Here is a 17,741-nt window from a genome sequence, read left to right as displayed (position 1 = left end):
GGTTCCCAAGTTTGATTTTTTAGGTATTTTACTCTAGTTGAATCATTAAAATAATATAAGCCAGAGAATAATAATGAAAATACAACAGGCGGATAAAATTTGGCGAAACTGGTCGGGGAGCCAGTCCAGTGCTGCTCGGATTGTTCAGCCCAGCCAGATCAGTGAATTACAAAGTTTAGTGAAGACCCATGCACACATTCGTGCAGTGGGTGCAGGACATTCCTTTAGCCCATTGGCCAAAACAGATGAGGTGTTGCTTAATCTCGATTTGTTCAAAGGTATCGTTGCCTTTGATCAAGAGAAAACCCAATGCACCGTGCGGGCCGGGACGCGTTTATATGATTTGGGGAAAGATCTGGTACCGATCAATCAGGCCTTAATCAATCAGGGCGATATAGACCAGCAAAGTCTGGCCGGAGCGATTTCTACCGGAACGCATGGCACGGGCATCGATTTACCTTGCATCTCTGCTTTCGTGGAAGGCTTTGAATTACTGACCGCGGATGGAGAGCTGTTGCAATGTCATCGTGAGCAGAATGCTGAGATATTTCAGGCTGGACGGGTGGCATTGGGCAGCTTAGGCATATTGACCCAAATAACCCTGCAAAATCGACCACGATATAAACTAAAAGAACAGATCCAGCTCTGTTCATTAAAAGACATATTTACCCATATTGGTCAATGGAAACATCAGCACCGACATATTGATTTTTGGGCTTTTCTGCATGCCGATCAGGTGATACTGAAAACCCTGGATGACACGGAGGATGACATTCAGCCGAGACAGGAAAGCTGGCCTTCGGAAGATACTTTATTAACCGTATGTTCGGAATTGACGCGACTTTTCCCAAAGACAAATCCCTATCTGCAAAAACTGCTGAGTGTGTTTGTTAAATCGACTTGCTATGTAGATTGGTCATCCCGGATTTTTCCGACCCCGCGCAATACCAGATTTAATGAAATGGAATATCAGATTCCGGTTGAGCAAGGTTTGCAATGTCTGCAAGAGGTTTTAGCGACTTTAAGGAAGCATAAGGTGCCGATGTTTTTCCCGATCGAGTTCCGTTATGTCAAAGGCGATGAAATCTGGCTGAGTCCTTTTTATCAGCGCGATTCAGTTTCCATTTCCATTCATCAGTTCTATAAACAGGATTATCATGCGATTTTTGATCTGGTCGAGCCGATTTTACAGAAATATCAGGGACGACCGCATTGGGGCAAGTTACATAGTATGAGCGCAGCATCACTGCGCGAACTCTACCCGAAATGGGATAATTTCATGGTGCTACGTCAGCAATTGGATCCACAGCAAAAATGGCTGAATCCATATTTAAAAGAATTGTTTTTATCTGGGAAATGAGGAGAGGGCGATGCAATCAAATTATTTTCAGCAACTGACGCAGGAATTAAAACGGCAGGGCACTGGCACACCGCAACTGATTCTGGATTTGGCGCAATATCGACATAATCTGGAGGTTATGCAGTCGAAATTGCCTGCGAAGTTACAACCGCGTCTGGTGGTGAAATCCTTGGCGAGTATTCCGCTACTCAAACTGGCCAGTGAAAAGCTGAATACCCAGCGCTTTATGGTTTTTCATCTGCCGCATCTTGCGGGAATTATGGAGGCATTTTCACAAGCGGATATTCTGTTGGGAAAACCGATGCCAATTCAGGCGCTAAAATCTTTTTATCAAACTTTATCTGATCAAAATAAAATCAATGATCAAGGAAGTATTCAATGGCTGATTGATGATGTAGAACATCTGCAACAATATCTTCAGCTCGCACAACGACTCAATATTCGTTTGCATGTAAACATTGAAATTGATGTGGGCCTGCATCGTGGCGGCGTACAAACGCAGCAGCAATTTATAGCCTTAATGAAGCTGATTCAGCACAACGCGGCTTATCTCAAACTTTCGGGTCTAATGGGCTATGATGCACATGTCGCCAAACTGCCAAAAATTTTGAAAAGTCCCGACAAAAGTTATCAGCAATCGCAGCAGATGTATCAACAATACAAAAGTATTCTTCAGCGAAAATTCCCGGATTTATGGCATGAAGGTTTGTGTTTTAACGGTGGGGGAAGTCCAACCTTTATGCAGCATTGCCAGCAAAGTGTCTGTAATGATCTGGCCTTTGGCTCGATGCTGCTTAAGCCGAGTGATTTTGATCTGGAAAATTTGTCCGCTTTAAGCTGTGCTTTATGGATTGCCGCACCCATTTTAAAAGTGTTGCCTTGTAGTCAGATTCCCGGTCTGGAGCTGCTGAATTATCTTCCTCATCAATATAAAGCCGTATTTATTTACGGAGGCTATTGGCGAGCGGATTATATCTACCCTGAAAAAAGCCGGCCGCATGTATTGTATGGCCGCAGCAGCAATCAGGAAATACTTCAGATGCCCATGCAGTGCGATATTCATGTCGATGATTATGTGTTTTTAAGACCGACACAAAGTGAAGCTATCATCCCGCAATTCGCACAGCTGTATGTCTATGCAGAAGGGAAGTTTCTCCAGTGGCAGACGTTCCGGGAATAACTACATTCTGAACTGAAAAATGAGCCTAAGCCTTTAACGATCTGGCACAGATTTGATGGTAAATCTTATTTTTATTGGGAAAAGGTTTAATCATGCGGCCAAGCCGTGTAAAATTCGAATCGATTTTATTTATCCACCGTTTTTATCTTTTGAGGCTGTGCCTCGATCATAATCTCGCGGTGATATGCTCCATGGTACGGGGCATCACTCCTTAAGGATTTCTTATGCCAATTATCACTTTGCCAAATGGCGATCAAAAACAGTTTGATCACGCCGTATCTGTGATGGACGTTGCACTTAGCATTGGTCCTGGTCTTGCAAAAAATACAGTTGCTGGTCGTGTCAACGATCGTTTGGTTGATGCGTCTGATCTCATCACTGAAGATGCAACACTACAAATCATCACGCCTAAAGACGAAGCCGGTGTCGAGATCATTCGCCATTCTTGTGCGCATTTGGTCGGTCATGCGGTTAAGCAACTGTTCCCAGAAGCAAAGATGGTCATTGGTCCAGTCATTGAAGAAGGTTTCTACTATGACATCTGGATGCCACGTCCGTTTACCTTAGACGACATGGCAGCGATTGAAGAGCGTATGAAAAAGCTCATCGATCAAGACTATGATGTTGTGAAAAAAATGACGCCGCGTGATGAAGTCATTGCTGAATTCACTGCGCGTGGCGAAGAATACAAATTGCGCCTGATCGCAGACATGCCTGAAGAAACCCAAATGGGCTTGTACTACCATCAGGATTATTTGGATATGTGCCGTGGTCCGCATGTACCAAATACCAAATTCCTCAAATCGTTCAAGTTGACTAAAATCTCTGGTGCTTACTGGCGCGGTGACGCGAAAAACGAACAGCTACAACGTATTTACGGTACAGCGTGGGCAGACAAAAAACAGCTTGCTGCCTATGTAAAACGTATTGAAGAAGCTGAAAAACGCGATCACCGTAAAATCGGTAAAGCGCTAGACTTGTTCCATATGCAAGAAGAAGCACCAGGTATGGTGTTCTGGCATCCGAACGGCTGGACCATTTACCAGGTTCTTGAACAGTACATGCGTAAAGTTCAGCAAGACAACGGTTATGAAGAAATCCGTACACCGCAAGTGGTTGATTTCACGCTGTGGGAAAAATCAGGACATGCTGCTAACTATGCAGACAATATGTTCACCACGCATTCTGAAAACCGTAACTATGCGGTGAAGCCAATGAACTGTCCTTGTCACGTACAAGTGTTCAATCAAGGCTTGAAGTCATACCGTGATCTTCCTGTACGTTTAGCAGAATTCGGTTCATGTCACCGTAACGAACCATCAGGTTCTTTACACGGCATTATGCGTGTACGTGGCTTTACCCAAGATGACGCGCATATTTTCTGTACCAAAGAGCAGATTGGTCCTGAAGTTGCAGACTTTATCAAATTGACACTGGATGTATACAAAGATTTTGGCTTTGAAGAAGTACAAATGAAGTTGTCGACGCGTCCTGAAAAACGTGTGGGTGATGACAAGCTTTGGGATATGGCAGAAAAATCTTTGGCAGATGCTTTAGATGCTGCAGGTCTTGAGTGGGAACTTCAACCAGGCGAAGGCGCATTCTACGGTCCGAAGATTGAATTCTCTCTGAAAGACTGCTTAGGTCGTGTCTGGCAGTGTGGTACCATTCAGTGTGACTTTAACTTGCCAGAACGTCTAGATGCTTCTTATGTCACTGAAGATAATGACCGCGATCAGCCAGTAATGTTACATCGTGCAATTCTTGGCAGTTTCGAGCGTTTTATTGGTATACTGATCGAACACTACGCAGGCTTCATGCCACCTTGGTTGGCACCAATGCAAGCGTGTGTGATGAACATTACCGATTCTCAAGCTGAGGCATGTGAGTCAGTCGTCGCAAAACTTAAAGAAAACGGTATCCGTGCAATTTCTGACTTGAGAAATGAGAAAATCGGCTTTAAGATTCGTGAACGTACATTAGAGCGTATTCCTTACTTACTGGTACTTGGGGACCGTGAAGTCGAGGAAGGTACCGTAAACGTGCGTACCCGCTCAGGAACAAATTTGGGTACTATGTCAATCGATGCTTTCGTTGACCTAGTAAAAGCAGCCGTAGCCGAACGCGGCCGGTACATTGTGGAGTAACAGCGATTAAACAGCCTGACCGTAATCAACAGGGCGGTAACAAATCAAACCGTCCTGCCTTGAATGATGAAATTCGTGCGAAAGAAGTCCGTCTTGTCGACGAAAATGGTGAGCAAAAAGGGATTGTAAGCTTAGCTGACGCCCTACGCGCAGCAGAAAGTGTTGAACTTGATCTTGTTGAGATCGTAGCAAACGCTGAGCCACCAGTATGTAAGATTATGGACTTCAACAAGCATTTGTTTGATCTTAAGCAAAAGCAGAAAGAAGCGAAGAAAAAACAACATCAAGTCCAGGTGAAAGAAATCAAGCTACGCCCGGGTACTGATGTTGGTGATTACAACGTAAAACTACGTGCAATCATCAAGTTCCTTGAAGAAGGTAACAAGGTGAAAATCACGCTTCGTTTCCGTGGTCGTGAAATGGCGCACCAACAGTTGGGTCTAGCTCAATTGCAAAAAATTGAAGCTGACGTGGCTGAATTCGGTACTGTTGAGCAGATGCCGAAAATGGAAGGGCGTCAAATGGGTATGCTACTTGGTCCTAAAAAGAAAAAGTAAGCACTCATTAAGCGAAAAAAGCCCTGCATATGCAGGGCTTTTTTTATTCTTTAAAATTCCAGGCGCTTTGTATGGCGTACATAATCTGTTGAGCTTGCTGGCGGGAAAACATCGACAGCTGAATCCGGAAAAATCCAAGACAAATTTGATTCATCAGACCGGGCTGGCACAATTTAAAATCCAAAGTGCCATCGCGTTGACTAATCACATGCGCTGGCATGTTATAGAGCCAGCGTTTGAGGTGCGCTTTGAGAGAATCATAGCGCGGATTCAGAAAACTATACTGTACGGAATGTCGTTTTAAGCACAGGCTGATGCGGAAACCGGCCAAAGTATAATAAATGGCTTGTGAGGTTATTTTGAGTTTGGTTCCCGGCATAAGCAGCGAAAGACCAAGAAAGCCGCCAATATAAATATAAAAGTCAGGAGACTCCTGCCATAAAAATAATAGTCCTTGGAAAAAACTGGAATTGCTACGCACACTGCTGAAATAAAAAATGCTGAATATTCCGACCGGATAACAAAACAGCAAATATCCCGTAGTGCGCATGATCGGGCTAGCTTGATGAAACAGGATGTTTTCTGGCACATTCATGGTTTATTTTTATGATCAGAAAGCGTATTGCCTTAATGAGCTTAGGTAATCTGTAGCCAAAAAGAAAGGCCCTTTCGGACCTTCCTTTGCGTACTTAATCAAGCTTATTCCACTGATTTTTCATCGTTTGCAATGAGCAGTTTATTGCCAATCGGGATTTGACGTGGCAATTTTTCTTCTGGAATAATGCGCTGCAAGTCGATGATCAATAAACCATTTTCATAGTCTGCCTGTTGTACCTCAATATATTCATCCAGACGTAAAGACAATTTAAATGCACGTCGCGCAATGCCTTTGTACAGGAATTCAATACTGTCATTGCTCTGGTTTTCAGGCTTGCCTAGGATGGTCAGCAACTTATTTTCCAGACGAATGTCGAGTTCTTCCTGACGAAAACCCGCAGTTGCCACCACGATGCGGTAATTATTCTCACCACGCTTTTCGATATTATACGGTGGGTAATTCGGTGCATCGCTTTGCATGGCATAGTCAATAAAGTCATTCAAGCGATCAAAGCCAATACTACGACGAAATAATGGATGAAGATTTAAGTTACTCATGATTAGAACCTTCTCACTAAAGCAAAGTTATAAAAACAAGAAAATAAGATCTGTCATGTCAGACATCAACAGCGCATAAGATTGACGCAATCCTTATGCAGAAATAAATATGTGTTTGGAGCTGAAATTTTCAAGATCAAAAAGAAAAAAATATATAAATTTTTAATAAGATTCTGATATTTATTGAAAAATAATTTTAAAATGCAGACTTGTTGTTTCTTTCTAAATCCTCTATGTTGAGTACATCGTCGCATAGTAAAAGTGCAGGGAGTATTAGAAGAAAATGATCGATTTATATTATTGGGGCACCCCCAACGGCCATAAAATTAGTATTGCTCTAGAAGAAATGGGGCTGGAATATCAAATTATTCCCATCAATATTCTGGAAAATGACCAGTTCCAGTCCGATTTTCTGGCTATTTCTCCCAATAATAAAATCCCGGCAATTGTTGATCAGGATGGGCCACATGGCCGCGCCATTTCAATTTTTGAGTCAGGTGCGATCTTGCAATATCTGGGTCGCAAAACAAGTCTGTTTTATCCAGCCGATGAAGTGAAGCGTATTCAGGTCGAACAGTGGCTGATGTGGCAAATGGGCGGTTTGGGGCCGATGCTCGGGCAAAATCATCACTTTAGCCGTTTTGCACCTGAGCGGATTGCTTATGCCACAGAGCGCTATGTCAATGAAAGCAAGCGTTTATATGGGGTGTTGAATAAACAGCTGGTCGGGCAGGAGTATGTGGCTGGCGAATACTCGATTGCAGATATGGCCATTTTCCCTTGGTTATTACGGCATGACTGGCAGCAGATCACTCTGGAAGACTATCCTGAAGTTTCCAAATATATCGATCGTTTGAATGCTCGTCCTGCGGTTCAGAAAGCGTTGGCAATACAGGTCAGTTAAGCGTCTGCCTTTATGTTAAAATAGCCTTAAGCAAATAAAGCCACCCTTACGGTGGTTTTTTATTGGATGGATATATGAACGATTTTCTTCTGAACTTTACCAAGATTGTTGAAAGTAATACCCGAATTTACTGGAGCATTCTTTTCGGCATTGCTGCATGTTTAGTGCTGTATGTTGCTGAAATTGTGCATATCGATCAGGTGATTGCTGCCCTAAATACCAAAGATCAGCAGATTCTCCGTGCTGCAATTGCACCGCTCAATGAGCAGTATAAGTGGGCGCGGATCATGGCGATGGTGACGGCAGTCGTTTGGTCCAGTTGGGAATACAGTAAAGCCAAGAAAAAAATGGGCTTGAGCCATTAATGCTGTAATGAGCCTATTTTTACTGTTTCTGTCGGCCTTTGGTGCAGCGACCTTACTACCTTTACAGTCTGAAGCGGTTTTGCTGGGGCTTTTAGTGCAGAACAAGCAGCATGCAGTGCTGTTAATTGCCGTGGCCAGTCTGGGCAATATTCTGGGGTCTTGTGTGAACTGGTATCTGGGTCTCAAGATTGAACATTATAAAAATAAAAAGTGGTTCCCGGTTTCAGCAGATAAGATGCTCAAGGCGCAAAAGACCTATCAGAAATATGGTTACTGGTCTTTACTGCTGAGCTGGGTGCCTATCATTGGTGATCCGATTACCCTGATTGCGGGACTATTAAAAGAAAACCTCGTCCGTTTTCTGCTGATGGTCAGCATCGCTAAAATTGGACGTTATCTGTTTGTCTATGCGGCCTTTGCCATGTTCTAAACTTGAAAATAATTTTCCTGATTCAGTCTTGGATATTTTTTCAGACTGAAATCCTAAAATCATTCTTTAAATTCGCTTATTGGGTGAAGATGCTTTTGTTTTAAACAAAGATGCTTTAGAATACTCGCTCCCTTACCTGCAGGTCGTTTTGTAATGGTGCAAACGAGCCGAACAGGTGTTCAAAAGAGGTTGTTATGCCTAAGATGAAAACTCGCCGTGGTGCAGCTAAACGCTTTAAAGCGACTGCTAACGGTTTTAAGCGTAAACAAGCGTTCAAACGCCACATTTTGACCAAAAAATCTGCTAAGCGTATTCGTCAATTGCGCGGCTGTGTAATGGTTCACGTAAGTGACGTTGCTTCAGTTCGTCGTATGTGCCCGTACATCTAAGGAGATTATAAATGGCTCGTGTAAAACGTGGTGTACAGGCTCATCGCCGTCACAAAAAAATTCTTGCTCGCGCTAAAGGTTACTATGGTGCTCGTTCACGCGTTTACCGCGTAGCGTTCCAGGCGGTAATCAAAGCTGGTCAATATGCTTACCGTGACCGTCGTCAGAAGAAACGTCAATTCCGCGCTTTGTGGATTGCACGTATCAACGCTGGTGCTCGTCAAAATGGTTTGTCGTACAGCCGTATGATCGCTGGCTTGAAAAAAGCTCAAGTGATTATCGACCGTCGCGTACTTGCTGACATCGCTATGCATGACGCAGTTGCGTTTGCTGCTTTAGCTTCTAAAGCTAAAGATGCATTGGCTGCATAAGTCTTTATGACTTGAAAAAAGACCGCCATTTGGTGGTCTTTTTTTATGCTTAAATAAAAGTAGTCATTTTAAATATTATTTAAAAATCAGTATTGTAAATCTTATATTTTTTAGTCATTGTTAAATTGCATAATCAAAAATAAGGCTTAAAAATAATGATTCGACTTGCCACCCAACACGATGTCCTGCCGATTGCCCAAGTGCATGTACAAAGCTGGCGTGAAAGCTATCAAAATATCATTAAACCAGAAATTATCGATAAGTTGAGTGTAGAACAAAGAGCCGCCTTGTGGCGTTCTGTGCTTGAATAGGAGAATCGACGGGTATTTGTCTATGAAGAAAATGCTCAAGTTTTGGGTTTTGCTGCTTTTAATTTTCCGGTAGATGCGCCAATCAGTGAATTGAGAGCACTTTATTTGCTTCAAAATATTCAAGGTCGCGGCATTGGACGTGATTTGGTTTAATTGGGTCTGGGTTTAAGTCGAGAAAAATCCTATCAGCATATGCAATGCAGCGTATTGAACCTGAATTCCAGTCGTTATTTTTATGAAAAGACCGGCGCCTATTTTGTCAGTGAAGGAGATGCCAGTGATCTGGGCGAAAATCTTAAAGACTTATGTTATCAGTGGGACATTTAATTTTTGAATACTCTGGCCCAGCTGGCTCAACGTAGAAAAATCTAAAACCTGGGAAAAGACGATAGAAAATAAATCAGCCCTTAGAAGTGTATGGCTGATTTATCTTTTTATCTCAATATCTCCACCGGTCAATTAAGAGAGCATTTCCGGGCGATCAGCAAATAACAGCTTTGGCTCATTCCGACAATGCTGAAATTTTCAGGCAGCTGCTTGACCTTAATTCCATCATAGGTTGGATGATAAAAACCCATCGCAAAAATCGTCAGCATTATTTCAAGCTGATGGCTGCGCCTGAGTATCAACATATCTAATTGATTCGGCTGAATTCTGCTAGGAAAATTCAAACTTTTCTGGCGGAACTTTAAAGCCCGAAATAGTAGCCAATCAGACAGATAATCACAGTGATCACAATTAAGGTCAGCACATTTGCAGATGAACTGGATTTGCCTGGGTCCTGAGGTTTTTCTGCTTTAGAAATTTTTGGTGAGCGGTCTTCGGTACTCATACCGACAAATGGGTCAGGTGCAACTTTTGGTGTTAGCTGTGCAGTTTTATAGTGATTGGCGACTTTGCTGATGAATTTAGCACTTAAATCATCAATTTTTTGCGAAAAATGTCGCAGGTTAAGTTGCTGCTCCGGGCTGAGTACTTCGCCATCTGCACGATAGGGATGCTGGATTTTCGTTTGAATAAAGTCATTTAAGGCGTCTAGGCGGTACAAAGTCTGGTGAGCATAATCCGCTGAATAGTCAGTGGGAATTAAGGCCAAATGACTTTCGCTATCGGCTTGAATGGCAGGCATGGTGCCGTAATAAGGCAAATTGGTATATGCAGGTTCGGTAAAATCTTGGGCAAGGCTACTTTCAAACAGTTCATGATCGGTATAGGCCTGAATATCATCCCAGTTTGGGGCTTCCAGATCGACATCAATGCGCTTGGCCAGTTTAGGATTTAGCTCATAACACCAGAATGTTTCATGGCGTAAAGGGGATTGCTGTGATTTAGGTGCTTCGTAATCATTGTCTGCGCTGTACCATTCAGGCAGTTCCTTGCCGATGATCCAGGCAGTTTTGGTTTTAGCGCCATGACTGACAATAAAATGCGCCAGTGGTAATAGCTCAATATTGGCATTCGGATTTTTTTCATCAACCAGTAAATCAGAGCGATGCAAGCTGAGGCGACGCACGCCTTGTTTTTTCAGACCTTCCAGCCAGATCTGAAAATGCTGAGCCAACAGATGTTGTGACATCAGATCCCGAAAGGCAAACTGATGCTGATTAAAAATGGAATGTTGAATCCAACGATTGAAACTCAGGTCCTGAGTCAAATACTCATTGCCGTAAGTGACCAGGGTCAGTTGCTGTTTCCAAATTTGATCGAGTGCCATAGTGATTTGATCTGATTGATATTGTGTTTATCTTATACTTTTTATATTTAATCATGCCAATCTAATTTTCCTTAAAACGCATCTTCATCAAAGTGTCTAAAAACTGTTAGAATGTGGGGTTTTTAAAATATTTTTTAACCTGTTGCTTTGAGAGTTACTATGTCACTGGAAGCCCTGACCACTGAAGCGCTCGCTGCGATTGCAGCAGCTCAAGACCTTGCTGCACTTGATCAAGTACGAGTGCAATTTACGGGGAAAAAAAGCCAGCTCGCGGAACAATCTAAGTCGCTTGGTAAAATGGATCCTGAAGAACGTAAAGTCTTCGGCGCACAAATCCATGCTGTACGTGAAACTATTACCGCTGCATTGACCTCACGTCAGGCAGAATTGCATAAAGCTGCCTTAGAACAAAAACTGGCAAGCGAAACCATTGATATTACTTTACCAGGTCGTGGCCAACAGGTGGGCAGTATCCATCCAGTGACCCAGGTGCAAGAGCGTATTTGCCAGTTCTTTACCAAGGCAGGTTTTACGGTTGCAACAGGTCCTGAAGTTGAAGATGACTATCACAACTTTGAAGCACTGAATATTCCGGGTCATCACCCGGCGCGTGCCATGCACGATACCTTCTATTTCGATGTGAACCATTTGCTGCGTACGCATACGTCTGGTGTGCAGATTCGTACCATGGAAACACAGCAGCCACCAATCCAGATCGTGTGTCCGGGCCGTGTTTACCGTTGTGATTCGGATCAAACCCACTCACCGATGTTTCATCAGATCGAAGGTTTATACGTGGCTGAAAATACCAGCTTCGCGGAACTTAAAGGTTTGCTGATTAACCTGCTGAACGAATTCTTCGAAAAAGATTTGAAAGTACGTTTCCGTCCATCTTATTTCCCGTTCACCGAGCCGAGTGCGGAAGTGGATATTATGGATGAACGCGGTCGCTGGTTAGAAGTATTGGGCTGCGGTATGGTGCATCCGAATGTGCTGCAAGCTGCAGGCATTGATCCTGAAAAATACAAAGGCTTTGCTTTTGGTCTGGGTGTTGAACGTTTTGCAATGCTGCGTTATGGCGTGAATGACTTACGTATGTTCTTCCAAAATGATGTGCGTTTCTTACGCCAGTTTGCTTAAAACAAATTTATACCTCTCCTTAACCTCTCCTTTTAAAAAGGAGAGGGACTCCGCGAAATAGATGGAGTTCTCCCCCTTTGGAAAATGGGGGGCAGAGGAGGATTCTAGAGATTTGAATTACAGGTTTTATATCAATGAAAATTAGCGAAAATTGGCTACGCACATGGGTCAACCCAGCCATCGATAGCGAAAAACTTTCTGATCAATTGACCATGTTGGGTCTGGAAGTCGATGAGCTTGCACCTGCAGCAAAAGCATTTACTGGTGTAGTGGTGGGGGAAGTCCTGACAGTAGAACAACATCCTGATGCAGATCGCTTGCGTGTGACCACTGTCAATATCGATTCAGGTGAGCCACTGCAAATTGTATGTGGTGCGCCAAACGTACGTGCCGGCATGAAAGCGCCAGTTGCGACCATTGGTGCAGTACTTCCAGGCGATTTCAAAATCAAGAAAGGCAAGCTACGTGGTATAGAGTCACAAGGCATGCTGTGCGGCGCTTCAGAAATCGATTTAGAAGATAAAATTGATGGTTTGTTAGAGCTTCCAGCGGATGCACCAGTAGGTATGAACATTCGTGAATATCTAGACCTTGATGACAACGTGATTGACATCAGCATTACACCGAACCGTGGGGACTGCTTCAGTATTCGCGGGATCGCACGTGAAATTGGTGTGATTAACCAATTGCCAGTAACTGCCCCTGAAATTAAAGAAGTAGCTGCGACTATTAGCGAAGAAAAGAAAGTCGTTGTATCGACTGAAGGCTGCCCACGCTATTTGGGTCGTGTCATCAAGAACGTCAATACCAAGGCTGTGACTCCTGTATGGATGGAGCGTGCATTGGCACGTTCAGGTATTCGTCAGCACAGCATTCTGGTCGATATTACCAACTATGTATTAATCGAGCTTGGTCAACCGCTACACGCATTTGATGGCGGTAAAGTTCAAGGTGCGGTACATGTACGTCAAGCGACGGAAGCTGAAAAGTTAGTTTTGCTCAATGAACAAGAAGTTGAACTCAACGAAAAAGTGATGGTGATTGCAGATGATGAAAAAGCATTAGCCATTGCCGGTATTATGGGCGGCTTGTCTTCAGCAGTCAGCGATGCAACCACTGAAATTTTCCTGGAATCTGCATTCTTCGCGCCACTGCATATTGCGGGTCGTGCACGTAGCTTTGGCTTGCATACCGATGCTTCTCAGCGTTATGAACGTGGTGTCGATTTTGAATTGCCATTGATCGCTATGCACCGCGCATCACAATTGATTGCTGAACTTGCGGGCGGTGAGTTCGGACCAATTACAGTTGCCGAAAATGCGGCTCTATTGCCAACACGTGACGCAATTGAGTTGAATCAAGCACAAGTCGATCAACTGCTGGGTTATAGTGTTGACTCAGCGTTCATTACTGATGCTTTAAGCCGTTTAGGTTGTGAAGTTACAGTAAAAGCAGAAGGCGAGTGGTCAGTGGTACCGCCATCACATCGTTATGATATGGTGATTTACCAAGATTTGATCGAAGAAGTGGCGCGTATTCACGGTTATGACAATATTCAAATCAGCCTGCCTGTGATTGATGTGAAGCTGGCGAAATACCAAGATCAGTTTGAATTGGGCCAACTCCGTCAAACCGCGGTAACTTTAGGTTACCAAGAAGCGATCAGCTTTAGCTTCGCAGACCTAAAGCTTGAAAAGCAACTTAATTCCAGTGTGAATCCATTAGTATTAGCCAATCCAATTTCAAGTGATTTGGCAGTGATGCGTTCAACCTTGCTATCTAGCCTTATTCCTTGTGTTCAGTACAATGTCAACCGCCAGCAAAGCCGTGTACGTTTCTTTGAGCTCGGTCTGCGTTTTGACTATCAAGAAGCCAGCAGCATCCATGATTTAAAACAGATTCCAACTTTTGCATTGATTGCGACTGGTTCACGTCATGCTGAATCTTGGCATGTGAAACCCGCTGCAATGGACTTCTTTGACTTTAAGGGTGATGTAGAAGAAATTTTGGCTGCTGGTCGTGTCAAAGTAGAATATGTGCGTTCAGAGCGTAGCTGGTTGCATCCAGGACAATCCGCAGAAATTCTCGTGAATGGTCAATCAATTGGTTACTTGGGGCGTTTACATCCCTCACTTGAAGACGAACTTGATCTGGCAACCACATGGGTAGCAGAATTGGATCAAGCGGCTGTTTTGCAAACTTATGTATCTAATTTTACAGAATTATCACGTTTTCCATCGGTTCGACGTGATATTGCGCTTTTAATTAGTGATAAGATTAATGTTAGCGAAATTCAGGGACTTATCGAAAAAACAGGCGGAGAGCTTTTGGACTCAACTTGGTTGTTCGATGTGTACACTGGACAAGGAGTAGAAGAAGGGAAACGCTCACTGGCATTTGCACTTCTCTGGCAGCATCCAAGCCGTACACTGGAAGATGCTGAAATTAAATCAGGTATGGATAATATCCTTCAAGTGTTAGAAAACACTTACCAAGCGACATTGAGGGCTTCATGACAGCACTAACTAAAGCAGAAATGGCTGATCATTTAAGTGAGCTCACGAGTTTAAACCGTCGTGAAGCAAAACAAATGGTTGAGTTGTTCTTCGATGAGATTAGCCAGGCGCTCATCTCAGGCGAGCAAGTAAAACTTTCGGGTTTTGGTAATTTCGAGTTGCGTGATAAGCGTCAACGTCCGGGCCGTAACCCGAAAACGGGTGAAGAGATTCCGATTTCTGCACGCCGTGTGGTCACCTTCCGTGCCGGACAGAAGTTCCGTCAACGTGTGGGAAATGAGCAGGTCAACTGATCTGCTTTTTTAAAAACTGGGATCAATATTGTTAAGTTCCAGTTTTTAAAATAAAAAAAGAGAGCCAAAGGCTCTCTTTTTTTTGTACTGAATAATCTAAAAGATTATTGAGCAGCAGCTTCAGAAGCAGCAGTAGCGTCAGCAGCAGCGTCAACAGCAACAGCAGCAGCAGCGTCAGCTTCAGCAACAGCAGCAGTTTCAGAAGCAGCAACTTCAGAAGTAGCTTCTACAGCAGCAGCATCAGCAGCAGCTTCAGCTTCAGATGCAGCTTCTACAGCTTCAGATGCAGCTTGGTTAGCGTCAGCAGCAGCGTCGTCAGCTTTTTTAGCACAACCAACGAAAGCTAGAGTAGTAGCAACTGCAGCAGCAATAGCGATTTTTTTGAATAACATGGCATCACTCTCTAAAAATTGAGATTAAAAAAAACCAAAGTTAGTCTGTTAAGTGCTTTTATTGTTCCTAATTGTGTTAGGGACTAACAACGCAGGAGCAGTCTAACTGGTCTGCAAATATGCTATCACTGCGCATTTTTAATTGCTACTGGCAATGATCAAAAAAGTACGGAAAAACGATAAAAAATAAGAAGTTTTTAACAGAAAATAACAATGGAATGAAAGATTTAGATTGGAGAAAGGCTTATTAAATACTTAAAAGTTATACAATTTTTAATCTGAATATTTTATTAATCAAAAACTTAAAAATAAGTTTACATAAATCAGGCTTCATTGTTTCATTCTGTAATTTATGTCAACCTAAAAAAGGCCACCGTTTAGATGACCTTTCATTTAAAATTTTAATTTGAAGCTTTGCGTTTCATCTGATCAAAGAAATCATCATTGGTCTTGGTTTCTTTCATACGATCCAGTAAGAATTCCATTGCCGCCAATTCGTCTTGAGTATGCAGCAGCTTACGCAGAATCCAGACTTTACGCAGATTGTCTTCTGACATCAGGCGTTCTTCACGACGAGTACCAGATTTCTTGATGTTCATTGCAGGGAACACGCGTTTTTCAGCAATACGACGATCAAGGGTAATTTCCTGGTTACCTGTACCTTTGAATTCTTCGTAAATCACTTCATCCATTTTACTACCGGTTTCAATCAGGGCAGTAGAAATGATGGTCAGTGAACCGCCTTCTTCGATATTACGTGCAGCACCGAAGAAACGTTTAGGGCGTTCTAAGGCATGTGCATCCACACCACCAGTCAGTACTTTGCCTGATGAAGGAATCACAGTGTTATAAGCACGTGCCAGACGGGTAATCGAGTCAAGCAAAATCACCACATCTTTCTTATGTTCAACCAGACGTTTTGCTTTTTCAATCACCATTTCAGCGACTTGAACGTGACGTGCAGGAGATTCATCAAAAGTAGAAGCCACGACTTCACCACGAACCGTACGCTCCATCTCAGTCACTTCTTCTGGACGCTCATCAATTAGGAGAACGATCAGAATAACTTCAGGATTATTGCGAACGATGGACTGTGCAATGCTTTGCAGCAGCATGGTTTTACCCGCTTTCGGCGGAGCCACAATAATTGAACGCTGGCCTTTACCAATCGGTGCAACTAAGTCGATCACACGGGTGGTTAAATCTTCAGTGGTGCCATTGCCCAACTCCATCACCAACTGTTCAGTCGGGAATAATGGCGTCAAGTTTTCAAACAGAATCTTGTTACGTGAATTTTCAGGTGTGTCGTAGTTAATCTGATTGACTTTAAGTAAAGCAAAATAACGTTCGCCTTCTTTCGGCGGGCGAATGGTGCCAGTAATGGTGTCGCCAGTACGGAGGTTAAAACGACGAATTTGAGAAGGGCTGACATAGATATCGTCAGGACCTGCTAAATAAGAACCTGCGGCTGAGCGTAAAAAGCCAAAACCATCTGACAAAATTTCTAGAACGCCATCACCAAAAATCTCTTCGCCATTCATTGCATGACGTTTTAAGATGGCAAAAATAATGTCTTGCTTACGGTTACGAGCCATACCTTCGAGGCCCATAAACTCGGCAATCTTGATGAGTTCGCCAATCGGTTTTTTCTTGAGTTCGGTTAAATTCATAGGTGGTCAGATAGAATCAAAGTTCTGAGGTACAGGTTAGAAAGGGAGTAACATTCGGCCGCATACCAGCATTCAAACGAAAGCAATTGAATTTGCAAAAGAACAATTCAGAGATCTGTTTGAGTGTTTCAAAGGAAAATGTGGAAAACAATTTCTATTGCCGAGCGGCATCTTATGTAATGTGTCTTGTAAGAAATTGACAGGATTTAGGATCCTTTATCTCTTGAATAGCGAATATAAGAGAAAATGCTGACTTTGTCAATTTATAGCCGAAAAAAATACGCGAGCATGAGTCGCGTATTTTTCACTAAAAATGCTGTGCTTAGATATTGTCATCAATAAATGCAGTCAGTTTAGATTTTGGTGCAGCACCGACTTGAGTCGCAACAACTTCACCATTTTTGAACATCAACAAAGCCGGGATGTTACGGATGTTGAAATTCACAGCAGTTTGTTCGCAAGAAGTTACGTCAACTTTCACGATTTTAACTTTGCCTTGGTATTCATCAGCAAGCACTTCAAGTACAGGTGCAATTGCTTTACATGGTGCACACCAGCCTGCCCAAAAGTCCACCAGTACAGGAACGTCTGATTGAAGAACGTCTGCTTCGAAGTTTGCGTCAGTAGTGTTTACGATATTGCCAGACATGGAATGTACTCCAGATTAATATTTTAAAGATAACTAATTATTAGTATTACATAGCCATCTTTAACAATGTAGGGGAATCTGTAAATTTTCAATGCTTAATGTTATTTTGTCTAATGGATGATCACGATAGTGATGATCGTGTCTCACTATTATTCCCGATACAAAAAAGAATAAGGCATTAAATTGTCGCTACAAATG

The 17,741-nt window shown here is 42.9% G+C and carries 19 protein-coding genes and 1 pseudogene; 14 read left to right on the top strand and 6 right to left on the bottom strand.

The features are described from left to right. Positions 1-73: 73 nt before the first annotated feature. The 4 genes from MTX11_RS01805 (at position 74) to infC (ending at position 5,244) form a co-directional block, all read left to right on the top strand. The gene (locus tag MTX11_RS01805; protein ID WP_243474213.1) at positions 74-1,360 is read left to right on the top strand and encodes a D-arabinono-1,4-lactone oxidase; all 1,287 of its coding nucleotides are present in this window, start codon (positions 74-76) and stop codon (positions 1,358-1,360) included. Positions 1,361-1,370: 10 nt separating this feature from the next. After that, positions 1,371-2,540, top strand: coding sequence for an alanine racemase (locus MTX11_RS01800; RefSeq protein WP_243474212.1), 1,170 nt, complete (start codon positions 1,371-1,373; stop codon positions 2,538-2,540). A gap of 224 nt (positions 2,541-2,764) precedes the next feature. Next, positions 2,765-4,687 (top strand): threonine--tRNA ligase, encoded by a 1,923-nt coding sequence (gene thrS / locus MTX11_RS01795; RefSeq protein ID WP_004278291.1) that lies wholly within the window; start codon positions 2,765-2,767, stop codon positions 4,685-4,687. A gap of 5 nt (positions 4,688-4,692) precedes the next feature. Next, positions 4,693-5,244: a translation initiation factor IF-3 gene (gene infC, locus MTX11_RS01790; RefSeq protein WP_071850398.1), complete on the top strand. Its 552-nt coding sequence runs from the start codon at positions 4,693-4,695 to the stop codon at positions 5,242-5,244. Between the two features lie 43 nt (positions 5,245-5,287). Here the strand turns inward: infC and MTX11_RS01785 are convergent, their stop codons facing one another. Together MTX11_RS01785 and MTX11_RS01780 are read right to left on the bottom strand one after the other, a co-directional pair. Then, positions 5,288-5,839 (bottom strand): hypothetical protein, encoded by a 552-nt coding sequence (locus tag MTX11_RS01785; protein WP_243474211.1) that lies wholly within the window; start codon positions 5,837-5,839, stop codon positions 5,288-5,290. Between the two features lie 104 nt (positions 5,840-5,943). After that, entirely contained in the window at positions 5,944-6,399 is a 456-nt protein-coding gene (locus MTX11_RS01780) for an Hsp20 family protein (protein ID WP_004732955.1), read from the bottom strand. Positions 6,400-6,682: 283 nt separating this feature from the next. Between MTX11_RS01780 and MTX11_RS01775 the strand changes: the two genes are divergently transcribed. The 7 genes and pseudogenes from MTX11_RS01775 to MTX11_RS01745 form a co-directional block, all read left to right on the top strand. Next, positions 6,683-7,303, top strand: coding sequence for a glutathione S-transferase family protein (locus tag MTX11_RS01775; RefSeq protein ID WP_004732952.1), 621 nt, complete (start codon positions 6,683-6,685; stop codon positions 7,301-7,303). 74 nt (positions 7,304-7,377) lie between these two features. Continuing rightward, positions 7,378-7,668, top strand: a complete 291-nt coding sequence (locus tag MTX11_RS01770) for a hypothetical protein (RefSeq protein ID WP_004732951.1) — start codon at positions 7,378-7,380, stop codon at positions 7,666-7,668. A 7-nt stretch (positions 7,669-7,675) separates the two neighbouring features. After that, a complete protein-coding gene (locus tag MTX11_RS01765) occupies positions 7,676-8,098 on the top strand; it encodes a YqaA family protein (RefSeq protein WP_004732949.1) in 423 nt (140 codons plus the stop codon). A 194-nt stretch (positions 8,099-8,292) separates the two neighbouring features. Next, the gene (gene rpmI / locus MTX11_RS01760; protein ID WP_004278281.1) at positions 8,293-8,487 is read left to right on the top strand and encodes a 50S ribosomal protein L35; all 195 of its coding nucleotides are present in this window, start codon (positions 8,293-8,295) and stop codon (positions 8,485-8,487) included. A gap of 11 nt (positions 8,488-8,498) precedes the next feature. Further along, positions 8,499-8,858, top strand: coding sequence for a 50S ribosomal protein L20 (rplT, locus tag MTX11_RS01755; RefSeq protein ID WP_004647525.1), 360 nt, complete (start codon positions 8,499-8,501; stop codon positions 8,856-8,858). Between the two features lie 155 nt (positions 8,859-9,013). Further along, a complete protein-coding gene (locus MTX11_RS01750) occupies positions 9,014-9,169 on the top strand; it encodes a hypothetical protein (RefSeq protein ID WP_243474210.1) in 156 nt (51 codons plus the stop codon). A gap of 15 nt (positions 9,170-9,184) precedes the next feature. Continuing rightward, positions 9,185-9,322 (top strand): annotated as a pseudogene (locus MTX11_RS01745) (GNAT family N-acetyltransferase); the annotation flags it as partial. A 535-nt stretch (positions 9,323-9,857) separates the two neighbouring features. Here MTX11_RS01745 and MTX11_RS01740 read toward each other — a convergent pair. Further along, entirely contained in the window at positions 9,858-10,883 is a 1,026-nt protein-coding gene (locus tag MTX11_RS01740; RefSeq protein WP_071852244.1) for a hypothetical protein, read from the bottom strand. A gap of 159 nt (positions 10,884-11,042) precedes the next feature. Between MTX11_RS01740 and pheS the strand changes: the two genes are divergently transcribed. The 3 genes from pheS to MTX11_RS01725 all read left to right on the top strand — a co-directional run bounded on the left by pheS (position 11,043) and on the right by MTX11_RS01725 (position 14,832). Next, positions 11,043-12,023, top strand: a complete 981-nt coding sequence (pheS, locus tag MTX11_RS01735) for a phenylalanine--tRNA ligase subunit alpha (protein WP_004278272.1) — start codon at positions 11,043-11,045, stop codon at positions 12,021-12,023. A gap of 134 nt (positions 12,024-12,157) precedes the next feature. Beyond that, a complete protein-coding gene (gene pheT, locus MTX11_RS01730; RefSeq protein ID WP_243474209.1) occupies positions 12,158-14,539 on the top strand; it encodes a phenylalanine--tRNA ligase subunit beta in 2,382 nt (793 codons plus the stop codon). Then, on the top strand, positions 14,536-14,832 hold the full coding sequence (locus tag MTX11_RS01725; protein WP_004278269.1) for an integration host factor subunit alpha: 297 nt from the start codon (positions 14,536-14,538) through the stop codon (positions 14,830-14,832). Before pheT ends, MTX11_RS01725 begins: the two co-directional genes overlap by 4 nt. A gap of 104 nt (positions 14,833-14,936) precedes the next feature. Here MTX11_RS01725 and MTX11_RS01720 read toward each other — a convergent pair whose 3' ends face one another. The 3 genes from MTX11_RS01720 to trxA form a co-directional block, all read right to left on the bottom strand. Then, positions 14,937-15,224: a hypothetical protein gene (locus MTX11_RS01720; RefSeq protein WP_004647530.1), complete on the bottom strand. Its 288-nt coding sequence runs from the start codon at positions 15,222-15,224 to the stop codon at positions 14,937-14,939. Between the two features lie 401 nt (positions 15,225-15,625). Beyond that, positions 15,626-16,894: a transcription termination factor Rho gene (gene rho / locus MTX11_RS01715; protein WP_004278267.1), complete on the bottom strand. Its 1,269-nt coding sequence runs from the start codon at positions 16,892-16,894 to the stop codon at positions 15,626-15,628. Between the two features lie 322 nt (positions 16,895-17,216). Next, on the bottom strand, positions 17,217-17,543 hold the full coding sequence (trxA, locus tag MTX11_RS01710; protein WP_004278266.1) for a thioredoxin: 327 nt from the start codon (positions 17,541-17,543) through the stop codon (positions 17,217-17,219). Positions 17,544-17,741: the final 198 nt, after the last annotated feature.

Origin of the sequence: Acinetobacter lwoffii (assembly GCF_022809915.1) — a bacterium.
Taxonomy (GTDB): Bacteria; Pseudomonadota; Gammaproteobacteria; order Pseudomonadales; family Moraxellaceae; genus Acinetobacter; species Acinetobacter lwoffii_M.
This window is presented reverse-complemented; position numbering and strand designations above follow the sequence as displayed.

Coding starts and splice junctions, on each gene's coding strand:
- MTX11_RS01805 (WP_243474213.1), top strand. CDS start 74: ATGAAAATACAACAGGCGGATAAAATTTGGCGAAACTGGTCGGGGAGC.
- MTX11_RS01800 (WP_243474212.1), top strand. CDS start 1,371: ATGCAATCAAATTATTTTCAGCAACTGACGCAGGAATTAAAACGGCAG.
- thrS (WP_004278291.1), top strand. CDS start 2,765: ATGCCAATTATCACTTTGCCAAATGGCGATCAAAAACAGTTTGATCAC.
- MTX11_RS01785 (WP_243474211.1), bottom strand. CDS start 5,839: ATGAATGTGCCAGAAAACATCCTGTTTCATCAAGCTAGCCCGATCATG.
- MTX11_RS01780 (WP_004732955.1), bottom strand. CDS start 6,399: ATGAGTAACTTAAATCTTCATCCATTATTTCGTCGTAGTATTGGCTTT.
- MTX11_RS01775 (WP_004732952.1), top strand. CDS start 6,683: ATGATCGATTTATATTATTGGGGCACCCCCAACGGCCATAAAATTAGT.
- MTX11_RS01770 (WP_004732951.1), top strand. CDS start 7,378: ATGAACGATTTTCTTCTGAACTTTACCAAGATTGTTGAAAGTAATACC.
- MTX11_RS01765 (WP_004732949.1), top strand. CDS start 7,676: ATGAGCCTATTTTTACTGTTTCTGTCGGCCTTTGGTGCAGCGACCTTA.
- rpmI (WP_004278281.1), top strand. CDS start 8,293: ATGCCTAAGATGAAAACTCGCCGTGGTGCAGCTAAACGCTTTAAAGCG.
- rplT (WP_004647525.1), top strand. CDS start 8,499: ATGGCTCGTGTAAAACGTGGTGTACAGGCTCATCGCCGTCACAAAAAA.
- MTX11_RS01750 (WP_243474210.1), top strand. CDS start 9,014: ATGATTCGACTTGCCACCCAACACGATGTCCTGCCGATTGCCCAAGTG.
- MTX11_RS01740 (WP_071852244.1), bottom strand. CDS start 10,883: ATGGCACTCGATCAAATTTGGAAACAGCAACTGACCCTGGTCACTTAC.
- pheS (WP_004278272.1), top strand. CDS start 11,043: ATGTCACTGGAAGCCCTGACCACTGAAGCGCTCGCTGCGATTGCAGCA.
- pheT (WP_243474209.1), top strand. CDS start 12,158: ATGAAAATTAGCGAAAATTGGCTACGCACATGGGTCAACCCAGCCATC.
- MTX11_RS01725 (WP_004278269.1), top strand. CDS start 14,536: ATGACAGCACTAACTAAAGCAGAAATGGCTGATCATTTAAGTGAGCTC.
- MTX11_RS01720 (WP_004647530.1), bottom strand. CDS start 15,224: ATGTTATTCAAAAAAATCGCTATTGCTGCTGCAGTTGCTACTACTCTA.
- rho (WP_004278267.1), bottom strand. CDS start 16,894: ATGAATTTAACCGAACTCAAGAAAAAACCGATTGGCGAACTCATCAAG.
- trxA (WP_004278266.1), bottom strand. CDS start 17,543: ATGTCTGGCAATATCGTAAACACTACTGACGCAAACTTCGAAGCAGAC.